Source organism: Pasteurella sp. WM03, from assembly GCF_004570945.1.
Taxonomy (GTDB): Bacteria; Pseudomonadota; Gammaproteobacteria; order Enterobacterales; family Pasteurellaceae; genus Rodentibacter.
This window is the reverse complement of the sequence record NZ_SPPO01000003.1, coordinates 121,092-141,154: the sequence shown is the minus strand read 5'-3', so window position 1 is coordinate 141,154 and position 20,063 is coordinate 121,092. Positions and strand designations below refer to the sequence as shown.

20 protein-coding genes and 1 pseudogene are annotated in these 20,063 nt (G+C 41.2%); 8 read left to right on the top strand and 13 right to left on the bottom strand.

Annotated elements, in window-relative coordinates:
* Nucleotides 1-51: 51 nt before the first annotated feature.
* Together E4T92_RS04600 and E4T92_RS04595 are read left to right on the top strand one after the other, a co-directional pair.
* Nucleotides 52-258 (top strand): heavy-metal-associated domain-containing protein, encoded by a 207-nt coding sequence (locus tag E4T92_RS04600; protein ID WP_135093625.1) that lies wholly within the window; start codon nucleotides 52-54, stop codon nucleotides 256-258.
* Nucleotides 245-2,410 carry a heavy metal translocating P-type ATPase gene (locus E4T92_RS04595; protein ID WP_135093624.1) on the top strand — a complete coding sequence of 722 codons (2,166 nt, stop codon included), beginning with the start codon at nucleotides 245-247 and terminating at the stop codon, nucleotides 2,408-2,410. Before E4T92_RS04600 ends, E4T92_RS04595 begins: the two co-directional genes overlap by 14 nt.
* Nucleotides 2,411-2,587: 177 nt before the next feature.
* Here E4T92_RS04595 and murQ read toward each other — a convergent pair whose 3' ends face one another.
* The 4 genes from murQ to E4T92_RS04575 all read right to left on the bottom strand — a co-directional run bounded on the left by murQ (nucleotide 2,588) and on the right by E4T92_RS04575 (nucleotide 6,434).
* Nucleotides 2,588-3,511 (bottom strand): N-acetylmuramic acid 6-phosphate etherase, encoded by a 924-nt coding sequence (murQ, locus tag E4T92_RS04590; RefSeq protein ID WP_135093623.1) that lies wholly within the window; start codon nucleotides 3,509-3,511, stop codon nucleotides 2,588-2,590.
* 84 nt (nucleotides 3,512-3,595) lie between these two features.
* Nucleotides 3,596-4,720, bottom strand: coding sequence for an anhydro-N-acetylmuramic acid kinase (locus E4T92_RS04585; RefSeq protein ID WP_135093622.1), 1,125 nt, complete (start codon nucleotides 4,718-4,720; stop codon nucleotides 3,596-3,598).
* A gap of 1 nt (nucleotide 4,721) precedes the next feature.
* The gene (locus E4T92_RS04580) at nucleotides 4,722-5,561 is read right to left on the bottom strand and encodes a folate-binding protein YgfZ (protein ID WP_135093621.1); all 840 of its coding nucleotides are present in this window, start codon (nucleotides 5,559-5,561) and stop codon (nucleotides 4,722-4,724) included.
* Nucleotides 5,562-5,570: 9 nt separating this feature from the next.
* Nucleotides 5,571-6,434, bottom strand: coding sequence for a YicC/YloC family endoribonuclease (locus tag E4T92_RS04575; protein ID WP_135093620.1), 864 nt, complete (start codon nucleotides 6,432-6,434; stop codon nucleotides 5,571-5,573).
* 153 nt (nucleotides 6,435-6,587) lie between these two features.
* Between E4T92_RS04575 and E4T92_RS04570 the strand changes: the two genes are divergently transcribed.
* Nucleotides 6,588-7,790: an aromatic amino acid transporter gene (locus E4T92_RS04570; RefSeq protein ID WP_135093619.1), complete on the top strand. Its 1,203-nt coding sequence runs from the start codon at nucleotides 6,588-6,590 to the stop codon at nucleotides 7,788-7,790.
* A 72-nt stretch (nucleotides 7,791-7,862) separates the two neighbouring features.
* On the opposite strand, the gene E4T92_RS04565 is transcribed toward E4T92_RS04570, so the two are convergent.
* Complete coding sequence (locus tag E4T92_RS04565; protein ID WP_135093706.1) at nucleotides 7,863-8,927, bottom strand: AI-2E family transporter; 1,065 nt, start codon at nucleotides 8,925-8,927, stop codon at nucleotides 7,863-7,865.
* 79 nt (nucleotides 8,928-9,006) lie between these two features.
* On the opposite strand from E4T92_RS04565, the gene arsC reads away from it, so the two are divergent.
* The 3 genes from arsC to E4T92_RS04550 all read left to right on the top strand — a co-directional run bounded on the left by arsC (nucleotide 9,007) and on the right by E4T92_RS04550 (nucleotide 9,988).
* Entirely contained in the window at nucleotides 9,007-9,357 is a 351-nt protein-coding gene (arsC, locus tag E4T92_RS04560; protein ID WP_077542502.1) for an arsenate reductase (glutaredoxin), read from the top strand.
* A gap of 68 nt (nucleotides 9,358-9,425) precedes the next feature.
* The gene (locus E4T92_RS04555; RefSeq protein ID WP_077542501.1) at nucleotides 9,426-9,689 is read left to right on the top strand and encodes an alternative ribosome-rescue factor A; all 264 of its coding nucleotides are present in this window, start codon (nucleotides 9,426-9,428) and stop codon (nucleotides 9,687-9,689) included.
* 2 nt (nucleotides 9,690-9,691) lie between these two features.
* Entirely contained in the window at nucleotides 9,692-9,988 is a 297-nt protein-coding gene (locus E4T92_RS04550; protein ID WP_135093618.1) for a DUF5377 family protein, read from the top strand.
* Between the two features lie 72 nt (nucleotides 9,989-10,060).
* Here the strand turns inward: E4T92_RS04550 and E4T92_RS04545 are convergent, their stop codons facing one another.
* The 4 genes and pseudogenes from E4T92_RS04545 to zipA form a co-directional block, all read right to left on the bottom strand.
* Complete coding sequence (locus tag E4T92_RS04545) at nucleotides 10,061-10,621, bottom strand: NAD(P)H-dependent oxidoreductase (protein ID WP_135093617.1); 561 nt, start codon at nucleotides 10,619-10,621, stop codon at nucleotides 10,061-10,063.
* 87 nt (nucleotides 10,622-10,708) lie between these two features.
* Nucleotides 10,709-10,888 (bottom strand): annotated as a pseudogene (locus E4T92_RS04540) (dihydrodipicolinate synthase family protein); the annotation flags it as partial.
* Between the two features lie 280 nt (nucleotides 10,889-11,168).
* Complete coding sequence (gene ligA, locus E4T92_RS04535) at nucleotides 11,169-13,175, bottom strand: NAD-dependent DNA ligase LigA (RefSeq protein ID WP_135093616.1); 2,007 nt, start codon at nucleotides 13,173-13,175, stop codon at nucleotides 11,169-11,171.
* A gap of 102 nt (nucleotides 13,176-13,277) precedes the next feature.
* The gene (zipA, locus tag E4T92_RS04530; RefSeq protein WP_135093615.1) at nucleotides 13,278-14,240 is read right to left on the bottom strand and encodes a cell division protein ZipA; all 963 of its coding nucleotides are present in this window, start codon (nucleotides 14,238-14,240) and stop codon (nucleotides 13,278-13,280) included.
* Nucleotides 14,241-14,395: 155 nt separating this feature from the next.
* Here zipA and cysZ point away from each other — a divergent pair, with 155 nt between their 5' ends.
* On the top strand, nucleotides 14,396-15,244 hold the full coding sequence (gene cysZ / locus E4T92_RS04525) for a sulfate transporter CysZ (protein ID WP_135093614.1): 849 nt from the start codon (nucleotides 14,396-14,398) through the stop codon (nucleotides 15,242-15,244).
* Between the two features lie 102 nt (nucleotides 15,245-15,346).
* Complete coding sequence (gene cysK / locus E4T92_RS04520) at nucleotides 15,347-16,294, top strand: cysteine synthase A (protein WP_135093613.1); 948 nt, start codon at nucleotides 15,347-15,349, stop codon at nucleotides 16,292-16,294.
* 150 nt (nucleotides 16,295-16,444) lie between these two features.
* Here cysK and E4T92_RS04515 read toward each other — a convergent pair whose 3' ends face one another.
* From E4T92_RS04515 to E4T92_RS04500, 4 genes are all read right to left on the bottom strand, one after another.
* Nucleotides 16,445-16,915, bottom strand: a complete 471-nt coding sequence (locus E4T92_RS04515; RefSeq protein ID WP_135093612.1) for a redoxin domain-containing protein — start codon at nucleotides 16,913-16,915, stop codon at nucleotides 16,445-16,447.
* Nucleotides 16,916-17,031: 116 nt separating this feature from the next.
* A complete protein-coding gene (locus E4T92_RS04510; RefSeq protein ID WP_135093611.1) occupies nucleotides 17,032-17,673 on the bottom strand; it encodes a cytochrome c biogenesis protein CcdA in 642 nt (213 codons plus the stop codon).
* Between the two features lie 59 nt (nucleotides 17,674-17,732).
* Nucleotides 17,733-18,800 (bottom strand): bifunctional peptide-methionine (S)-S-oxide reductase MsrA/peptide-methionine (R)-S-oxide reductase MsrB, encoded by a 1,068-nt coding sequence (msrAB, locus tag E4T92_RS04505; RefSeq protein ID WP_135093610.1) that lies wholly within the window; start codon nucleotides 18,798-18,800, stop codon nucleotides 17,733-17,735.
* A gap of 215 nt (nucleotides 18,801-19,015) precedes the next feature.
* Entirely contained in the window at nucleotides 19,016-19,897 is an 882-nt protein-coding gene (locus E4T92_RS04500) for a pirin family protein (protein WP_077542491.1), read from the bottom strand.
* Between the last annotated feature and the right edge of the window lie 166 nt (nucleotides 19,898-20,063).

The window sequence follows — 20,063 nt, the reverse complement described above, 5'->3', positions numbered from 1 at the left end:
GTTTATAGTAGTTTACATTAATCAATGATTCAATGTCAGTAGGAGAAAATTATGAAAAACGTTCGTTTAACCGTAACAGGTATGCATTGTGGTGGCTGCGTAAAAAGTGTAACCCGTTTATTGGAAGAATTGGAGGGGGTAACACAAGTGAATGTTTCCCTTGAAGGTTATGCCGAAATTCAATTTGATGAGGGAAAAATCACTATTGCACAACTCATTGATGTCATTGAGGATGCCGGTTTTGATGCAGCAGAGTAAGAAAATTATCCTTCAAATTGAGGGGATGACTTGCCAATCTTGCGCGAACAGAATTGAAAAGGTATTGAATAAAAAAAATTTTGTTAAGCAGGCTGGCGTTAATTTTGCTGTGGAAGAAGCCCAAGTAGAATTTGATCCAACATTAGCCAATGAAAAAGATATTCTTGATATTATTCAAAAAACAGGCTTTAAAGGTATTTTAAAGAAAGATACCCCTCTTATTCAAAAGGACGAAAGAAAATCCTATTGGCGACTTTGGCTATTATTGCTGATTAATGTGCCATTTCTCATTGGCATGATCGGTATGCTTACCGGTTATCACAACTTAATGTTGTCACCTATGTGGCAATTTGTGTTGGCGACGATTGTTCAATTTGGCTTAGCCATCCCATTTTACCGTGCGGCGATAGGAAGCATTAGGGGCGGTTTAGCTAATATGGATGTATTAGTCAGCAGTGGGACGCTCACGATTTATTTCTATTCTGCTTTTATGTTGTTTTATCATACGGCGCAAGGGCATAATGCTTTACATGACATCTACTTTGAAGCGGCGGTTATGGTGATAGGGTTTGTCAGTTTAGGCAAATTTTTGGAAGAACGTACAAAAAAACATAGTCTAAATAGCTTAGAGTCATTATTACAGCTTACCCCAAAACAAGTTGGCGTGTTGCGTGACGAAACTTGGCAAACTATTTCGCTTGAGCAAGTAAAAATAGGTGATGTACTACGTGCTAACCAAGGTGAGCGTATCGCGGCTGATGGTGTGGTAGAAATGGGGTATGGTTGGTGTGATGAAAGCCATTTAACCGGAGAAGCGTTACCGGAAATGAAGCAAATAGGAAGCACTGTGCTTGCGGGAGCGATGGTTACGGAAGGCAGTTTGACTTATCGTGCCAATCAACTCGGTAAACAAACATTGTTAGGCGATATGATGAACGCGCTTTCTGAAGCGCAAGGTACAAAAGCACCAATTGCCCGCTTCGCTGATAAAGTTGCCGGAGTGTTTGTTCCAATGGTACTTATGATTGCAGCGGTAACACTTGGGCTAACATGGTGGCTGAGCGCCGATGTTGGCACGGCAATTATTCATGCCGTTGCTGTATTGGTGATTGCTTGCCCTTGTGCGTTAGGGCTTGCTACACCGGCTGCGATTATGGCTGGAATGGGGAAAGCGGTGAGCCACGGTATTTGGTTTAAGGATGCGGCAGCGATGGAACAAGCCGCCCATATTGATACGGTTATTTTAGACAAAACCGGCACATTGACAACGGGGGCGTTAAAAATCGCAGCCGTGTGGCAACCTGAAAGTGCGGTCATTTCTGAAGATGATTTATATCGAATGAGTGCAGCAGTAGAGCAATATGCAACACATCCCCTTGCTCAAGCGATTGTGCGTGAAACATTAGAAAAAAATTTGATCATTCCGACCGCACTTTCGGTGAATACAAAAATCGGTGCAGGAATTTCGGCTGAACTTGAAGGAATAGGGGAAGTGAAAGTGGGTTCACCGGAGTTCTGTGGATTTAATTTACCTATTCAACTTGACCCTGTGTGGGAGATTGCCAGTATCGTGACTGTTTCGATTAATGGCAACATTGTTGGGGCATTTGCTCTCACTGACACATTACGGGAAGAAAGTAAACGTGCTATTGAACGCTTACATCAACAAAATATTGATGTCATGATAATGAGTGGTGATCGTCAATCTGTTGTGGACGATATTGCACAACAGCTTAATATTACAATCGCATTTGGCAAGCTCAGTCCGCGTGATAAAGCCGCGAAAATTCAAGCTTTACAGCAAGAGGGAAAAATTGTTGCGATGGTGGGTGACGGCATTAACGACGCCGCGGCATTGGTGATGGCAAACGTCAGCTTTGCGATGAAATCGGGGGCTGATGTGGCGGAGCAAGTGGCTTCAGCCACTCTTATGCGCCAGTCGGTCAATCAGCTTGTTGATGGCATTTTTATCGCCCAAGCCACATTGAAAAATATCAAACAAAATCTCTTTTTTGCCTTGATTTATAATGTGCTTGGTATTCCGCTTGCCGCCTTAGGTTATCTGAACCCGGTCATTGCTGGGGCAGCGATGGCTTTAAGTTCCCTTTCTGTCTTGATGAATGCCTTAAGATTGAAATATTTAAAACTTTAATATAAATGTTGTTTATAGAATGTCTGTATTATGTCCCAAATGCACAAAACAGACATTTCAACGAGATGTAGGGACACACTGCGTGTGTCCGAATTTTAACCTATTGAAATAATTTGATTTTTGTAACGGATACACGCAGTGTGTCCCTACAAATGCCAAATTATGTTTATTCAATTGCTATAAAATGTCGCCCTGATTTAAGGCGTTTCTCAAATGCCCTTTCTCTTTTTCTAATAATCTTTCCGCTGCCGCTTTGGGTTGTCCACTTAGAATCATCATAATCGCCAATTTAGCATTTTGTTCAGCGAGGATAAGTGTTTGTTCAGCCGTAGTTTCATCACAATCGGTAGCTTGCATAACAATACGAATGGCACGAGCTTTGAGTTTCTCGTTGCTTGCCTGCACATCCACCATAAGATTTTCATAGCATTTACCGAGTAAAATCATTGAGGCAGTTGAAAGCATATTGAGTACCAATTTCTGTGCTGTACCGGATTTTAGTCGGCTTGAACCGGTGAGGACTTCGGCACCGACGAGAGTATTGATGTCAATATCTGTGATTTGGGTCATTGCCGAATTAGGATTACTGGCAACGGAAATTGTTAATGCCCCTAATTGTTTTGCATAGTTTAATGCGCTGAGTACATAGGGCGTTCGTCCGCTAGCAGCAATACCTACCAACACATCCCGAGTAGAAAATTGGATGGCTTGTAGATCTTCGACTGCTGCCGTTTGACTGTCTTCTGCCCCTTCCACTGGATAGCGAATTGCCCGTTCACCGCCGGCAATAATCCCCTTTACCATTTCTCCACTGACGCCAAAAGTGGGGGGACATTCTGACGCATCTAATACCCCTAATCGCCCGCTGGTTCCCGCACCAATATAAACTAATCTTCCCCCTTGTTGAAAGGCATTGACAATCGCTTCCACGGCTTGGGCAATTTGAGGTAACACCCGTTCGATAGCGAGGGGAACCCGTTTATCTTCAGCATTCATTAACGTCACAATGTCTAATGCAGAAAGTTGATCGATGTTCATTGAGTTCGGATTACGCTGTTCTGTTATCAACGTTGAGAGTGTGTTAAGAAGTAGTTTATTCATAATCGCTCTATCTTGAATACTCAGTAGGTATTTTCACCCTGAGGCTTGGTTGTTTATGGGATATATCTTTTAAATATTATGAAGTTAAGGCATTGGAAAAATTGCACCTAAACTGATTTCCCTTTGAGCGCCGGTCACTTCTGGTAAATTTCCCGATTGATTATTTAGCCTACGATAGGCTAACCAAGCAAAAGCCGCTGCTTCGACATAATCAGAATCTATTCCAAAATCATTGGTGGTGTGAACTTCCCATTGTGGGAGCTGTTCTGTCAAGCGCTGCATGATTAAGCTATTCTTTGCTCCCCCGCCACAAACCAGCAAGCGTTTGGGTAAATCCGACTCAAATTTGGCTAGGGCATTAGTAATGCTTGTTGAGGTCAATTCTACCAGTGTCGCCTGCACATCTTGTGGTAAAAGTGCGGTCGAATCTGACGCCAAATGTTGAATTTTTTGTTCCAACCAAACTAAATTAAATTGTTCTCGTCCTGTGCTTTTCGGTGGAGGTTGGTGGAAAAATGGTTCATCTAACAGGGTGCTTAGTAATGTTTCATCGATTTGTCCTGTCGCTGCCCAATCTCCATTTTTATCATAGGTTATGCCTTTGTGTTTTTCGATCCATTGATCAAGCAAAGTATTGCCTGGCCCCGTGTCAAAGCCCACTATCGGCAGCGCCGGAATTAATAAAGAAACATTGCTGATACCACCAATATTTAGTACGACAGTGGCATAGTTGGGAGCGGAAAAGACGGCTTGATGAAATGCCGGCACAAGAGGGGCACCTTGCCCACCGAATGCCATATCTTTGCGTCGAAAATCACCAATGGTTGTTATGCCGGTGTGAGCCGCAAGTAAATTCATATCGCCGATTTGCATCGTAAAGGGATATTGCCCTTTTGGGGAATGCCATACGGTCTGCCCATGACAGCCAATGGCTTGAATTTCTTTCGGAGAAAGGTGGTATTTCTGTAAGAAAGCATTAACGCAATCTGTATACAACCGTCCCAATTGATGATCTAATTCGCCCAGTTGTTGTAAGGATGTTTCGCCCGATTGCACAAGCGTGGTGATTTTTTCACGTAGATACTGGGGCATTGGGGTAAAATCTGTCGCCTCTAATTTAGGTGGCATAGAGGAAAAATCCATCAGTGCCACATCTACGCCGTCTAGGCTTGTACCGGACATTATCCCAATATAATATTGTGCGTCCATTTTACTCTAATACATAAGGTAAGGGTTGAACGGTAAGGGGAATGTTATCTCCTACTAAACGGAATGGTTGGTCGGTTTCCACATCGTTGTTCATCACGACCTGTAACCACAAAGTCCCCCCAAGATTAACCGCACTTGTGATCGTGCCGGTTTTTCTCCAATGATTGTCTATTTGCATTTCAATAGTATCACCGATTTCGGGCTGGGCGGTAGTTTCCCCTTTGAGAATAAACATCGCTCGCTTATTGGCACCACGGTATTTCGCTCGTGCCACAATTTCTTGTCCAAGATAGCAGCCTTTGGTGAAGGAGATCGCCTGTTCAACCGCTTGAAGGTTTAAAGCTTGTGGAATAAATTCATTTTGTGTTTTTGTCGTTAAGTTCGGTAAACCGGCTTGAATATCTGCCACTTCCCACAGTTTTTCCTCAGCATTAAATGTGATCGATAATGGGGTTTCATTGAGTAGGATAGTGCGTTGTTCATCTATTTCCAATGAAAAGTGCGGTTGAATTTTTCCACATTTTTCTCCCATCACGCCCACAATTTGCCAATCCAACAAATCAAAGCTGACTTTGGAAAATACGGCGTATTTTTTTAGTGCTTCTAGCGCACCGGGCAACAAATCTCTTTTCACCAATAAAAAGAATTGTGTTTGGCTCACTTTGAATAAACGAAAGATTGCGTTCATTTTGCCTTTGGGATCACAATGTGCAGTGAGGGTTGTTGCTCCGCTAGCTAATGTAATGACATCGGTGGTGAGTTGCCCTTGCAGATAGATTTCGGCATCAGCGCCCTGTGCTTCAATCAGCTGATATTGATTTAATGGAATAAATTGAGCCATCCTTTTCTCCTATTCTAAATTCTGAATTTGTTCACGCATTTGTTCAATTAACACCTTTAATTCTACTGCTGCTGCAGTGATATCTGCATTGATTGATTTTGAGGCTAAGGTATTGGATTCACGATTGAGCTCCTGCATCATAAAATCTAATTTACGCCCGACGGCCCCCCCTTTTTTCAAAATATTTGTGGTTTCTTTAACGTGCATTTGTAGGCGATCAAGCTCTTCTGCGACATCTACGCGTTGTGCGAGTAAAACCATTTCTTGTTCAAGACGTTGAGGTTCAAGGTTGATTTGGGCGTCTTCAAAACGTTGCAACAAACGTTCACGTTGCCATTGTAAAACAGCAGGCATTTGCGACCGCACTTTATCGGCTTCAATTGTAATGGCGGTTAAGCGTTGTTGAATAATATCTTGTAACTTTTCACCTTCACGGCTACGCATTGCGATAAAGTCGGTGAGTAATTCATCAAAGGCGGTCAATAGATCTTGACTAATGGTATCCAAATCCTGTTCTTGAGTTTCCACTACGCCGGGATAACGCAAAACGTCTGTTAGGTTAATTTCACCTTCACCTGCTTGAGTTTTTATCCATTGTAAAGATTGAATCACTTGGTTTGCCAGTTCTTTATTGAGATTGAGTTCGTCATTGACTTGCTTTTTGGTTTCAATGCGTAACGTACACTCAACTTTACCACGAGTGAGATTTTGGCGGAGTTTTTCACGCAATGTATTTTCCAAACCTCGAAACTGTTCAGGCAGTCGAAAGAAGGTTTCCAAATAGCGTTGGTTAACAGAACGGATTTCCCACACGGCATCGCCCCAATCTTTTTTGACTTCAAGGCGGGCAAAGGCTGTCATACTATAAATCATAAGATCTCCTATTTTTTATGTCTTAGTTGATTTGTTGGCTATTGTAACGAGAAAGCGTAGTGAATTCTAAAGATATTTTTGTGGAGGGTGTTTACAGGGTGTAAATTTTAAAATACAATTTCTGTAAATTTTATCTTACAAAAAGGAAATGTTATGAACAAAACGGTTGGTAGCACATTGCTGGTGTCCGGCACAATGATTGGAGCAGGAATGTTGGCGATGCCATTGACTTCCGCAGGGATCGGATTTGGTTTTACATTAGTTTTATTATTAGGGCTCTGGGCATTACTAACGTTTACCGCACTATTATTTGTGGAACTTTATCAAACTGCAGACAGTGATGCTGGGATCGGGACACTCGCCGAACAATATTTTGGTAAGTTCGGGCGTGTTGTCGCTACCGCTGTTCTTATTATCTTTTTATACGCCTTAATTGCGGCCTACATCAGTGGTGGTGGCTCTTTATTAAACAGTTTATTATCGGAAGGGCTGGGGAACAGTGCCGGCATTATCTTGTTTACCTTGATTTTTGGCGCTTTCATTGTGATTGGTACACATAGTGTGGATCGCATTAACCGTGTTTTATTCTTTGTTATGTTGGCTGCATTTGTCGTGGTATTAGGATTGATGTTACCGGAAATCAAAATGGATAATTTGTTAGCGATGCCGATTGATAGTGCATTGATTATCTCCGCCAGCCCGGTCTTTTTTACCGCTTTTGGTTTCCATGGTTCTATTCCAAGTTTGAATAAATATTTAGACGGAAATGTTAAGGCGCTACGAATTTCTATTTTAGTGGGATCAGCGATTACGCTTGGTGCTTATATTTTATGGCAGCTTTCTACCCATGGTTTGCTCACCCAAAATGAGTTTCTACAAATTCTAAAAGAGGACGCCACTTTAAATGGTTTAGTTAAGGCAACCCTTGCTATTACGGGCAGTTCGGTGATTGCCAGTGCGGTAAAATTATTTTCTACCTTAGCCTTAGTGACCTCTTTCTTAGGCGTAGGATTGGGCTTGTTGGAATGTATTGAGGATTTGTTAAAACGTTCGTTTAACATTTCTGCAGGGCGTATTTCTCTCGGTTTACTGACATTTATTCCGCCGTTAGCTTTCGCTTTGTTTTATCCGGAAGGATTTATCTTAGCGTTAGGTTATGCGGGGCAAATGTTTGCTTTCTATGCGGTGGTATTGCCGGTCAGTCTTGTCTGGAAAGCGCGCAACCTTCATCCTAATCTTCCATACCGAGTATGGGGAGGCAATGTAACCTTGCTTATCGTATTGATATTAGGTGTGGTGATTACCTCTATCCCATTTGCCATCCGAGCCGGCTACCTCCCATTTGTCGTGGGTTAAAAAGACGTTGAATATGACCGCACTTTAAAAGTGCGGTTATTTTTTTGTGTGTTTTAAGAGGAACACAGTGAGCTAGCCCTTTTCTATTTCATCTTCCGGTAAGGCATTTATCACGGCTTTCACGAGAGTCGCAAGTGGGATTGCAAAAAATACCCCCCAGAATCCCCATAATCCACCGAAAATGAGGACAGCAATAATAATGATGAGTGGGTGTAGATTGACGACTTCAGAAAACAGATAAGGTACGAGTAAATTTCCGTCTAAAAGTTGGCTCACGGCAAAAGCGATGATGATATACCAAAAGGTCGGGCTAATGCCGAATTGGAACAAGGCAACAAGCGCAACAGGAATGGTCACAAGCACCGCACCAATGTAAGGAACGAGGACTGAAAGCCCAACCGCAACGGACAGCAAGAGTGGATAATTTAATCCGAAGATTAAGAAAATTACGTAAGTGACCAAGGTGACAATTAAAATTTCTAAGAGTTTTCCATGAATGTAATTAGCAATTTGTTGTTGCATTTCTGTCCATACTTTGAAAGCAAGATGGCGGTTGCGGGGTAAAAAACGGCTCACGCCTTGTAAAAGCTCACCTTTATCCTTCAACATAAAAAACATCATTAATGGAACAAGGAAAGCGTAAATGCCAAGTGAGACGAGGTTCATAATCGAAGCGAGAGAAAGTTTGACTGCGGATTCCCCAAAGCCGAGAATTTTTTCCCGTACAGAATTAAAAATCGCATCCACCATGGAGTAATCAATGAGTTCAGGATAATCTTCCGGTAAGCTAAGTAGCCATTCATTAAGTTTATTAAACATAGCCGGTAAATCACTCAGTAGGGAAATCGTTTGATTCCAAAGCATCGGGACAAGAACCAAGAAGAACACCGTTGCTAAACCAATAAACCCACCAAAAATAACAATCGTGGCTAACATACGTGGCAGTTTTAGATTGCTTGTCAGAAAATGGATTGGCATTTCTAATAAATAAGCAAGCACAATAGCGATAAGCAAAGGGGCGATTAAATCACCGAAAAAATAAATAGCAATAAAACCAAAAAGTAAAATTGCCAATAATCCCATCGCCTGTGGATCGCCTAAACGACGCGCATACCAACTTTTCAACATTTCTAACATAATCGCAACATCCCCGAGAGCATTTTTCGCCATTATAAGTTAAAATTTCCTCCAGTTATAGCTAGCTAAAGGAAATTCTATGTCTGTTATTATTTATCATAATCCTCGTTGCTCCAAAAGCCGAGAAACCTTGGCGTTACTAGAGGAAAAAGGTATTCATCCGAACATTGAGCTTTATTTGCAAAAACAATATACCGTTACAGAATTACAACAACTTGCAGAAAAATTAGCTATCACGGATATTCGCTTGATGATGAGAGTGAAAGATGAACTTTATCGTTCGCTAAATCTTGCGGATTCGGCATTGACGAATGAAGAACTATTGAATGCAATCAGTGAGCATTCCGCTTTACTTGAACGGCCTATTGTGGTGAATGGCGACAAAGCAAAAATTGGACGGCCACCTGAGAGTGTGCTTGAAATTTTGTAATTTTAAGGTTTATCCGTATAATACCACCGCCGTGGAAATGTCTTCACGGCTTTTTTAAGGAAAAAATTATGGCAAAAAAACAAAAAAGTGCGGTTGAAAATCAAACCGTTTATCAGCACATGAGAGGCTCGGTAAGGGATAATGCGATCATGGCATTATTACATGACAAATTATTCCGCCAGCGTATTGAGAAAAAACGTAAAGGAAAAGGCAGTTACCAACGAAAAGCAAAACACGTAGGGACATTTTTTGAAAAGCCCGATTATAAATTTTTTGATTTCAGAAACTTTATAATCGGGTTTTTCTTAAGTAAAAAATGCAATGTGAGGTAAAAATGTCAAATAAAATAGAAACATTATTCAATACAACATGGAACGTACGTATTAGTGATCCGGGTGAAGAAGGCGCACATAGCCATTTTTTTGAAACCGTTTATTTAACCCTTACTGCGCACTTTGAAGAAAATGGGATTCGCTATGAATTTGTGCGAAGAGTTGAAGACCAAGTTAAAATCCAACGCTCATTCACCGAATTAAATGAACTATTTAAGTTTTTGGGAGATTATTTAGATGCCGTCTCCCTTGGTGTACTTGGCGTAAAAATTGGTAATCTTGGTGTGAAAGCGGAATAGTGTGATACTCGGAAAGCAAAATGCGGTCAAAAATGACCGCACTTTTTCAGATAAACATTCATTAAAAATTAATTATAGTAACTTTTCAATTTTAGCAATCACTTTGACTGCATGTTCACGAGCATTATTTTGAACACGGGCTAAATCTTCTTCACCGTGTAAACCCGGAATATAAAGTTGACCATATAAGGCTTCTACACCGTGCCATTCAAAACCTGAATAAAGGGCAGAGGCTTCAACCGGTTTTACCAAATCCTCAATTAATGGTTCAATTTTACCGTCATAGGTTTGAGCCGGAGAGCCTGTTGATGTGGAAACGAAAAGTTTTTTGCCGTGTAATTTATCACCACCGGTACCGTAAGCGAACCCATAAGTCCACACATCATCTAGCCATTTTTTCAAAATAGCTGGAGTATTGAACCAAAAAGTTGGGTATTGGAATACAACAATATCAGCTTCCACTAAGGCAGCTTGCTCTGTGGTAATATCAATATTGAAATCAGGGTAGAGGCTAGATAGACGGCGAACGCTAATTTTATCGCCAAAATGTTGTTCTAAGGCACTTAAAATGAGGCTATTACTGACAGATTGTTCAAGATTTTGGTGTGCAGAAATCACGAGAATTTTTGCCATAATGTTTCCTTAATATTAACGCGGCTAAATAAATTTGGGCGCACAGTCTATCACGCCTAACCCTAAAATAAAACCAATATTCAGGTGTACTCCGCTATCACGTAATAATTTCATCATCACAATGGCTTCACCGGTGGCATTAGTACCTGTTTCGGCAATAACAGGAATACGACCGTTTGCCGGTTCCACGGTCTTCTCAATCACTTTTACATTTTCTTCAGTACTGAGTGTCGCAGATTCACCGGTTATACCGACTGAAACGATCGCTCCGTCCCAGCCTTAGGAGATTGTCGATATAAAAATGTTGAAACCCTTAAAAGGGATAGTAAGTAATTAGTTTGCCGTGCAAACTTAGTAACTGATAAAGGTTATCGACCTTATACAATTACGTTCAGTAAAAATTCAGTTGGGAAAATTATTGTCAGTTATAATATGCAACTCTTTTATGACCCTAATTAGACGAAGTAAGAAAAAACACCGTACTTTACCTATGTAAAGTGCGGTATTTTTTGAGTAAATTTTAGTGCTAAATATATTCAGCTAAACATTAAATCTGTGCCAAAAACGCCTCCTCCGAAAGCACCTCCACGCCCAGTTCCTGTGCCTTAGTCAGTTTAGATCCTGCGGCTTCGCCGGCGATGACGAAATCCGTTTTGGCGGAGACCGATCCGCTGACTTTTGCGCCCATTTCTTGTAGTAAGGCTTTGGCTTCGTTGCGTCCCATTTGGGTGAGCGTGCCGGTGAGGACGATGGTTTTGCCTTTGAATGGATTGTCTTGGACTTCTTTAATTTCCACGGTGTCCCAATGTACCCCTTGTGCAAGTAGATCGTTCACCACTTCTACATTATGAGGTTCACGCCAGAATGCCAAAATGCGGTTCGCCACCACATCCCCCACATCCGGCACTTGTTGGAGTTGTTCAAAATCAGCATGTTGTAACGCCTCAAGGGTTTTAAAATGATTGGCTAAATTTAATGCTGTGGCTTCACCCACTTCACGCATCCCTAAAGCAAAAATAAAGCGGGCGAGAGTAGTATGTTTGGCTCTTTCAAGGCTGTTTAAGGCATTTTCCGCTGATTTTTTACCCATACGTTCTAAGCGGGTTAATGTGGTGAGCTCAAGTTTGAACAAATCCGCCGGTGTGTGGATTAATTCACGATCGACCAGCTGTTCTATCAATTTTCCACCTACGCCATCAATATCCATCGCTTTGCGTGAAACAAAATGTTTTAAGGCTTCCTTCCGTTGTGCTTCGCAGAATAATCCGCCGGTACAGCGTGCCACGGCTTCGCCTTCAATACGAATAATCTGCGAATCACACACAGGGCAATGTGTCGGAAAAATAATTGCTTTGGCATTTTCAGGACGGCGTTCACGCAAAACACCAATAATTTGCGGAATCACATCGCCGGCACGGCGAACAACCACGGTATCGCCAATGGCAATATCCAAACGGGCAATTTCATCACCATTGTGTAAGGTGGCATTACTCACAGTAACGCCTGCGACAAATACCGGTTCAAGTTTTGCCACCGGTGTAATGGCCCCCGTACGCCCCACTTGGAATTCCACATCTTTTAATATCGTTAATTCCTCTTGTGCAGGGAATTTATAGGCAATCGCCCAACGGGGGGCTTTGGAAATAAAGCCGAGTTCGTTTTGCAGAGCGATATCATTAATTTTCAATACGGTACCGTCAATATCATAGCCAAGGTTACGACGTTTATTTTGCATAGCGTGATAAAACGCCAACACCTCTTCAACATCATGGCAAAGACGGATTTCCGGATTTACTGGAATACCAATTGATTTCAGCCATTGTAAACGTTCATAATGGGTGGCCGGTAAATCCACACCTTCGGCAATGCCAACACTATAAGCATTCAATACAAGCGGGCGTTTACTGGTGATTTTCGGATCAAGCTGACGTAGCGAGCCTGCCGCTGCATTACGTGGGTTGGCAAAGGTTTTCTCACCATGGGCTAGTGCCTGTTCATTCAGACGTTCAAACCCTGTGTGGGGCATAAAAACTTCACCCCGAATTTCTAAGCGGGTCGGTGGATTATCCATTAATAATTGCAACGGAATATTGCGAATGGTACGAATATTCACCGTAATATCCTCGCCGGTTGTGCCATCGCCACGGGTTGCAGCTTGAGTTAATACGCCATTTACATACAAAATACTCACCGCAAGCCCGTCCAGTTTAGGTTCACAACAAAAAGTGAGGGGGTTAGGCAAAACAGTTAAACGATCTTCAATACGCTTAACAAAAGCATTAAATTCTTCATCAGAAAAGGCATTATCAAGAGAAAGCATGGGAATCTCATGACGGATTTGGCTGAAGCCAGATAGTGGCTTTGCGCCTACTCGTTGGGTCGGGGAATCTGATGTGACAAATTCAGGATGTTCCAACTCTAGAGCTTTGAGCTGGTGGAAAAGACGATCATACTCACTATCCGGTACACTGGGATTATCTAAAACATGGTATTCATACTCGTATTGACGGAGTGTTTTACGTAAGATTTGAAGTTGAGTTTGGATGTCAGTCATAAAATTCTCGATAAAAAATGACCGCACTTTTAAATCTATTGAACAATAAAGGCGAACTCAGTGTTCGCCAGAAACTAAAGTGCGGTTGAATATTAATGGGTTTTATACTCGTGCAAGATAATGTTGCTCTTGGTCATCATCAAAGATGTGTTCATCTTCGGTAAGCACCGAACCGCCTAAATCTTCTGCAAGAGTTTTAGCCGCACGAATCATCAATTTAAGATTGGCAAGATTATTACCGGGGGAAGGTAATTTCATAAACAATGTTACGCCAATAGTTCGAAAATCCCCACTATATGGATCAAATCCGCCTTCATCTTGTACATTAGCAACACTAAATAGGATAGGGCTTGCTACGCTTAAATCAAAATGGCGGTGATACATATTATGCTTACCAAAAATAAAGCCTAGGTTTTCAAGAGATTGAATTAAACGTGAACCGTGAAATTCACGATGTTGTGGCGAAATAACATAAAGTTGAATATAGCCCGAGGTTTGTTTTTTCACCTCTGCTTCAGGTTGGCGTACTTCATTAAAATGTACGGTTGGTTTTATTTCATCTAATTCCCCCCGTGACATTTGTGAAAGTTGTTCACGTAATTCAGGCGAGGAGGAATTAATTCCCTCAAGTTCACTGTTTTGTGATTCCAATTGTTCAAGTGTCATCGTGGCAGGATTGGGGGGAGTTTGTGTCTGTGTCGGTTTCATATTGTATTCCATACGAACCGGCTCACGTTCCTGTGTGACGGTATGAGGAATAGATATTTTTATATCATCTACCGTGCGTTCGGTTTCACGATAATCTACTTGCGACACGGGTTGATGATAATCAAAAGATGATTGTGTCGATGTCACAGAGGTGGGCGGGTTGGAATCTGAAACCGATACGGATTCAGAAGTGCTTTGTTCCGACTGCGTTTGTTGATCTTGCGAGAAAGTGCGGTTAAAAGTGGCTGCGTTTTTAAAATACTTTGATTTCTCACGGCGATTTGACCATAATCCGTGTGCGATAAGGGCAATAAGTGCCACGACACCTAAAATAATCAAGATTGTATTAAGATCCATTTTTGCTCCTTACAGGCAATAAAATTGCACTAATGCTACCATATTTTAAAAGCTGAAAAAACAGGGCATTCGGGGGGAATTTCATAGCAAAAATATAGTCCAACTTGACCGCACTTATCAACTATTATGAATATAGTTTCAAAGAAGGAAAAAGAATGATTAATCAACAAGAAATTAAATCCGGCTTTCATTATTTTGTGATGGGCTGGCATTTTATTACTCAAAAAGGGCTACGCCGTTTTGTCATCATGCCTATTCTATTGAATGTGGTTTTACTCACGGGGTTATTTTGGCTGTTTATTTCACAAATTAGTACCATGATTGATTGGTTGATGAGTTTTGTTCCGGACTGGCTCGGCTTTTTGAGTATCATTTTGCTGGTGCTTTCTATTGGAATGATTCTGTTATTGTTTTATTTCACTTTCACGACTTTATCCGGATTTATCGCCGCGCCTTTTAACGGGTTATTGTCAGAAAAATTGGAAAAAATGCTAACCGGTGAACCAATTAACGATGATAATTGGCTGGATGTCATGAAAGATGTACCACGAATGCTACACCGAGAATGGCAAAAATTGTGGTATAGCTTGCCCAAAATTGTCGGCTTGTTTTTATTGGGGTTTATTCCCATTGTCGGACAAACTATTGTGCCGGTTTTAACGTTTTTATTCACAGCTTGGATGATGGCAATTCAATATTGTGACTATCCTTTTGATAACCATAAGATTTCATTTAATGTGATGAAAAACGCCTTGGGGGAACAACGCTCACAAAATCTCACCTTTGGGAGCTTAATTACTTGTTGTACGTTTTTACCTGTTGTGAATTTAGTGATTATTCCTGTTGCAGTATGTGGTGCGACGGTAATGTGGGTTGAAAATTATCGCGATCGTTTACGCTTTGATATGAATTTTGATTATCGCCGAGGCAATCCTTCGACAGAGGTAACGACCCGTACTAAGGGAACGGATGTTCGTACAAACAATAACCAAATTGTGAAATAGCATTTAGTTATAAAATAGATCAAATAACTATTTTTGCCGTGTCAATATCAGTGTTATAACTGCGTTATCGGTAATATTCAATCATCTTCATAGGGGAGAAATATGACAATTCATGCAGATAATTCTTATAGTATTGGTAACACACCGTTGGTACGCTTAAAAAATTTTGGTCACGGCAATGTGGTCGCAAAAATTGAGGGGAGAAACCCGAGTTTCAGCGTGAAATGTCGCATTGGGGCGAATATGGTATGGCAGGCGGAAAAAGATGGTATTCTGACTAAAAACAAAGAAATTGTGGATGCCACCAGCGGTAATACCGGTATTGCACTTGCTTATGTCGCTGCAGCAAGAGGGTATAAAATCACCCTCACTATGCCGGAAACCATGAGTTTAGAGCGTAAACGTTTGTTGCGTGGTTTGGGCGTGAACCTTGTGCTGACCGAAGGCGCAAAAGGAATGAAAGGTGCCATTGCCAAAGCCGAAGAAATTGTCGCTTCTGATCCGAATCTCTATGTGATGTTGAAACAATTTGAAAATCCGGCTAACCCACAAATTCACCGTGAAACAACCGGTAAGGAAATTTGGAATGATACGGAAGGCAAAGTGGATGTGGTCGTTGCCGGAGCCGGCACAGGAGGGACAATTACAGGTATTTCTCGTGCAATTAAACTGGATTTTGGTAAGACGATTACCTCTGTGGTGGTTGAGCCAAGTGAATCCCCTGTTATCACTCAAACCTTAGCCGGTGAAGAAGTCAAACCGGGTCCACATAAAATTCAAGGTATCGGTGCCGGATTTGTACCGAAAAATTTAGATTTGTCCTTAATTGATCGTGTCGAAACGGTGGATAGTGAAACGGCTATCGCGACTGCCCGCCGTTTGATGGCAGAAGAAGGCATTTTAGCGGGAATATCTTCCGGTGCGGCAGTTGCTGTTGCTGACCGTATTGCAAGGTTATCGGAATTTAAGGACAAACTGATTGTGGTTATTCTTCCCTCTGCTTCAGAACGCTACCTTAGCACGGCATTGTTTGAAGGCGTTGAAGTCTAATTTGGGAAGGCTCGCGCATCCCACAAATAAACCTGAAGTCAGGTTTATAACTGAGCCATAATATTAGTATATTAAGGAGAAAATGCGGCTAGAAATAAGCCGCATTTTTTATGACGGAAAACGACTATAAAAATGACCGCACTTTTAAGATTATTGTTCGACAAATTGGTGAATTTTCTCTGCATTTAGATGCCCCGGTATGGTTTTTTTGACATTTAAATCCGCCTCTAAAAACACATTAAAGGGGTAACCACGCACCCGAACACGATCAATCATTTCCCCTTTTTCATCAAGTAGCACCGTAATATTTTTGTATTCTAAACCTTTGTACCATTCAATGAAATCTGCCGTTGCTTTCTCGCCTTTATGAGAGGGGGAAACGATCGTAATGATTTCAAAATTTTGATGTTGATCCGCACTAACATCGTCAATTTCGGCTAAACCGGCTAAACAGATAGGACACCATGATGCCCACATTTTGATATACACCGGTTTACCTTTGTATTGCTCAAGCGTAATAGGTTGATTGTTTAAATCCTTGAGGGGAATGTCCGCCAAGTTGGTTGTTGCAAAAGCTTGAAAGCTAAACACCATTAATAAGATTGAGAGTAATTTTTTCATTTATTTTTTCCTTTTTGTTTTGTTATGCCAAGTGGATCGGGTTATTCAATTCAAGTCATATTGATGGTTTTCTAAAACTACGATATGGCTTAGTTTAAGAACCTGCATAGCAAATGCTAGGCTAAGTTATTAGTGATGAGTAAACATCCCATCACAATAATTAAAATTCCACCACCGATTTTGAACTTATCTAGGTGCTTATTTAAACTTTTAGTTCGTTTAAGCAAAGTATCGGAAAAGAATGAAAACAGCATAAAAGGGGTTGCCAAACCGAGCACATAAACAAACATCATAGAGGCACCGTAAATTGCCGAACCTTCATCACCAGAAAGCGCAAGAACAGAGGTGAGTATTGGGCCAATACAGGGCGTCCAGCCAAGACTAAAGGTTAAACCAAGCACAAAGGCTTCAAGTGCGGTAGATTTTCCCGATGTTTTGATTTCCAGTAATTTAGTGCGTTCAAGCAAGTCGATTTTAACGATACCAAGTTGATGAATTCCGAGAATAATCACGATAATACCAGCAATCACACGGGTCGTGTCACTGAATAAAATATTCCCTAAAAAACCAAAGCTAAAGCCGAGGCTCACAAAGGTAAGTGAAAGCCCGAAGATAAATAAAAAGGTGTTGAGGACTTTTTTTCCTCCCTTACTGAGAATACCAAAATAAATCGGGATAATCGGAAAAATACAAGGGGAAAGAAAAGAGGCGATTCCCGCTACAAATACTGTACCGATAAGAAGTTGTTGGTCTAACATTATTTTATTTCCTTATATTTTGTAAGGTGTGCAAACGGCGTGCACACCTCTTACCCACATTATTTTTTGATGGTTTTCACTAAATATCCATATCCGGCTTTTTCCATCTCAGCCAAAAGTATAAATTTGATGGAGGCACTGTTGATGCAATAACGTAAACCGCCTCTATCTTTCGGACCGTCATCAAAAACATGCCCTAGATGAGCGTTACCACTGCGACTTAGCACTTCAGTGCGTTGCATATTAAAGCTGTTGTCCGTTTGATAATGCACCACCTCTTTGGCGATCGGGTGAGTGAAACTCGGCCAGCCACAGCCTGATTCAAATTTATCATTAGATGAAAACAGAGGCTCACCGGTAGTGACATCAACATAAATGCCCGGTTGGAAGTTATCCCAATATTCATTGCTGAAAGAACGCTCCGTGTGCTTATTCTGTGTCACGGAATATTGCAATGGCGTTAATGTGGCTTTGAGTGTTTCATCACTTGGTTTGGGGTAATCTTTTTCATTAATCATCGGTTCATCTGCCTGTGTAATGTCGATATGGCAATAGCCATTGGGATTTTTTTTCAAATAATCTTGATGATATTCTTCCGCTTCCGTGTAGTTTTTCAGCGGTTCTACCTCAATTTGAATTTTATTTTTATACTTCGTTTGAAGTGTGGCAATCGCTCGGTCGATTACGGTTTTGTCTGCGTTATCTTGATAGTAAATCCCCGTACGATATTGTCGTCCACGGTCATTGCCTTGTTTATTCACACTGGTTGGATCGATCACTTTGAAATAATATTGCAGCAATTTATCCAGTGAAATTTGGTTTGCATCGTAAGTGACTTTGACCGCCTCAGCGTGGTCTGTAACAGCTAAAAGCGTATAGCTGGTTTTATCGGTATTACCATTGGCATAGCCTGAAACCGCCTCTTTCACGCCGTAAATGCGTTCCATATACGCCTCTACACCCCAAAAACAGCCACCGGCTAAATAAATTTCGCGAATATTTTGTTGATTTTCAGTCATGGTTTTTTGCTCCGTATTTTGCGTTGGTATGGTTTTTTCTCCTGCCAAAACTGATTGGCTTGTCACATAAAGTGCGGTTAAAAATAGAAAGATTTTTGAAAATTTCATTATAGATTCCTCCTTTAATATTGAAGCGATATTGTTTTAGACGAGGAATGGTTTCATTTCTTACAAATTTTTTTGAATTTATGATGATTGAGTCACTCATTTATTTTTGAGGGGATTGTAATAAATCCCTCCTATAGAGGGGAAAATAAACGTGAGGTGCAAAGTAAGCTGTGTGCATACTCAACAAAAAACCACCCTTTCAGGTGGCTTTTTGTTTAGTCTAATCGACCAAATTTACCGGCACGCACATCATTAAATGCTTCAATAATTTGCTCACGGGTATTCATCACAAACGGGCCATAACCCACAATTGGCTCATTAAGTGGCTCACCGGTCAAAATTAACAATTTGGCATCATTGTTAGCTTCGATCAGGACATTGCTGCCACCACGCTCGAATGTGACTAACTCACCACGGCGAGCGATAGCCTCCCCTCCAACTTGAATAGTCCCCTCTAATACGAGAATGACGACGTTATGGCTTGCTGGCACGCTAAAAGCGTGTGTAGCATTCGCATTCATTGTGGTATCCCACATATTAATTGGGCTGAATGTGCTTGCCGAACCTTTTTTACCAAGCAATTCTCCGGCAATAACCCGAACAGAACCTGCCTCATTCGGCAAGCTAACAATCGGAATATCCGCTGATTTAATGGCTTGATATTTTGGTGTTGTCATTTTATCTTTTGCTGGCAAATTTACCCAAAGTTGCACCATTTCAAATAATCCGCCTTCTTTTGCGAATCTTTCTGAGTGCATTTCTTCGTGCATCACACCTGAACCAGCCGTCATCCATTGAACATCGCCTGTACCTATGGTTCCACCACCGCCGTGAGAATCTCGGTGAGACACTTCACCTTGATAAGCAATGGTAACGGTTTCAAAGCCACGATGAGGATGTTCTTCCACGCCACGTAAATCAAATTCTGAATTATCACGACGGCCACCTTGGAAAAATTTTGGTGGGTTGTAATCCATTAAAAGAAACGGATCAAGATTTTTATCTTTGTCATTATAACTAAACATAGATGCCACATGGAAACCATTACCCACCCAGTGTTTTTCCGGTGCGGTGAAAACATTCGCTACTTTTTTCATATCAATCTCCTTAAGTTTGTTGATAGAACTTATCGTTCTGTTGATGGCGTGTATTATACGATTACGGAAAAGTGAATAAATACTGGATTTATTGAAAGATATTTTACTAAAAGGAAATAATATATGAGATTTGCTCAAGAAGACTAATACCTAACTTCACACCATT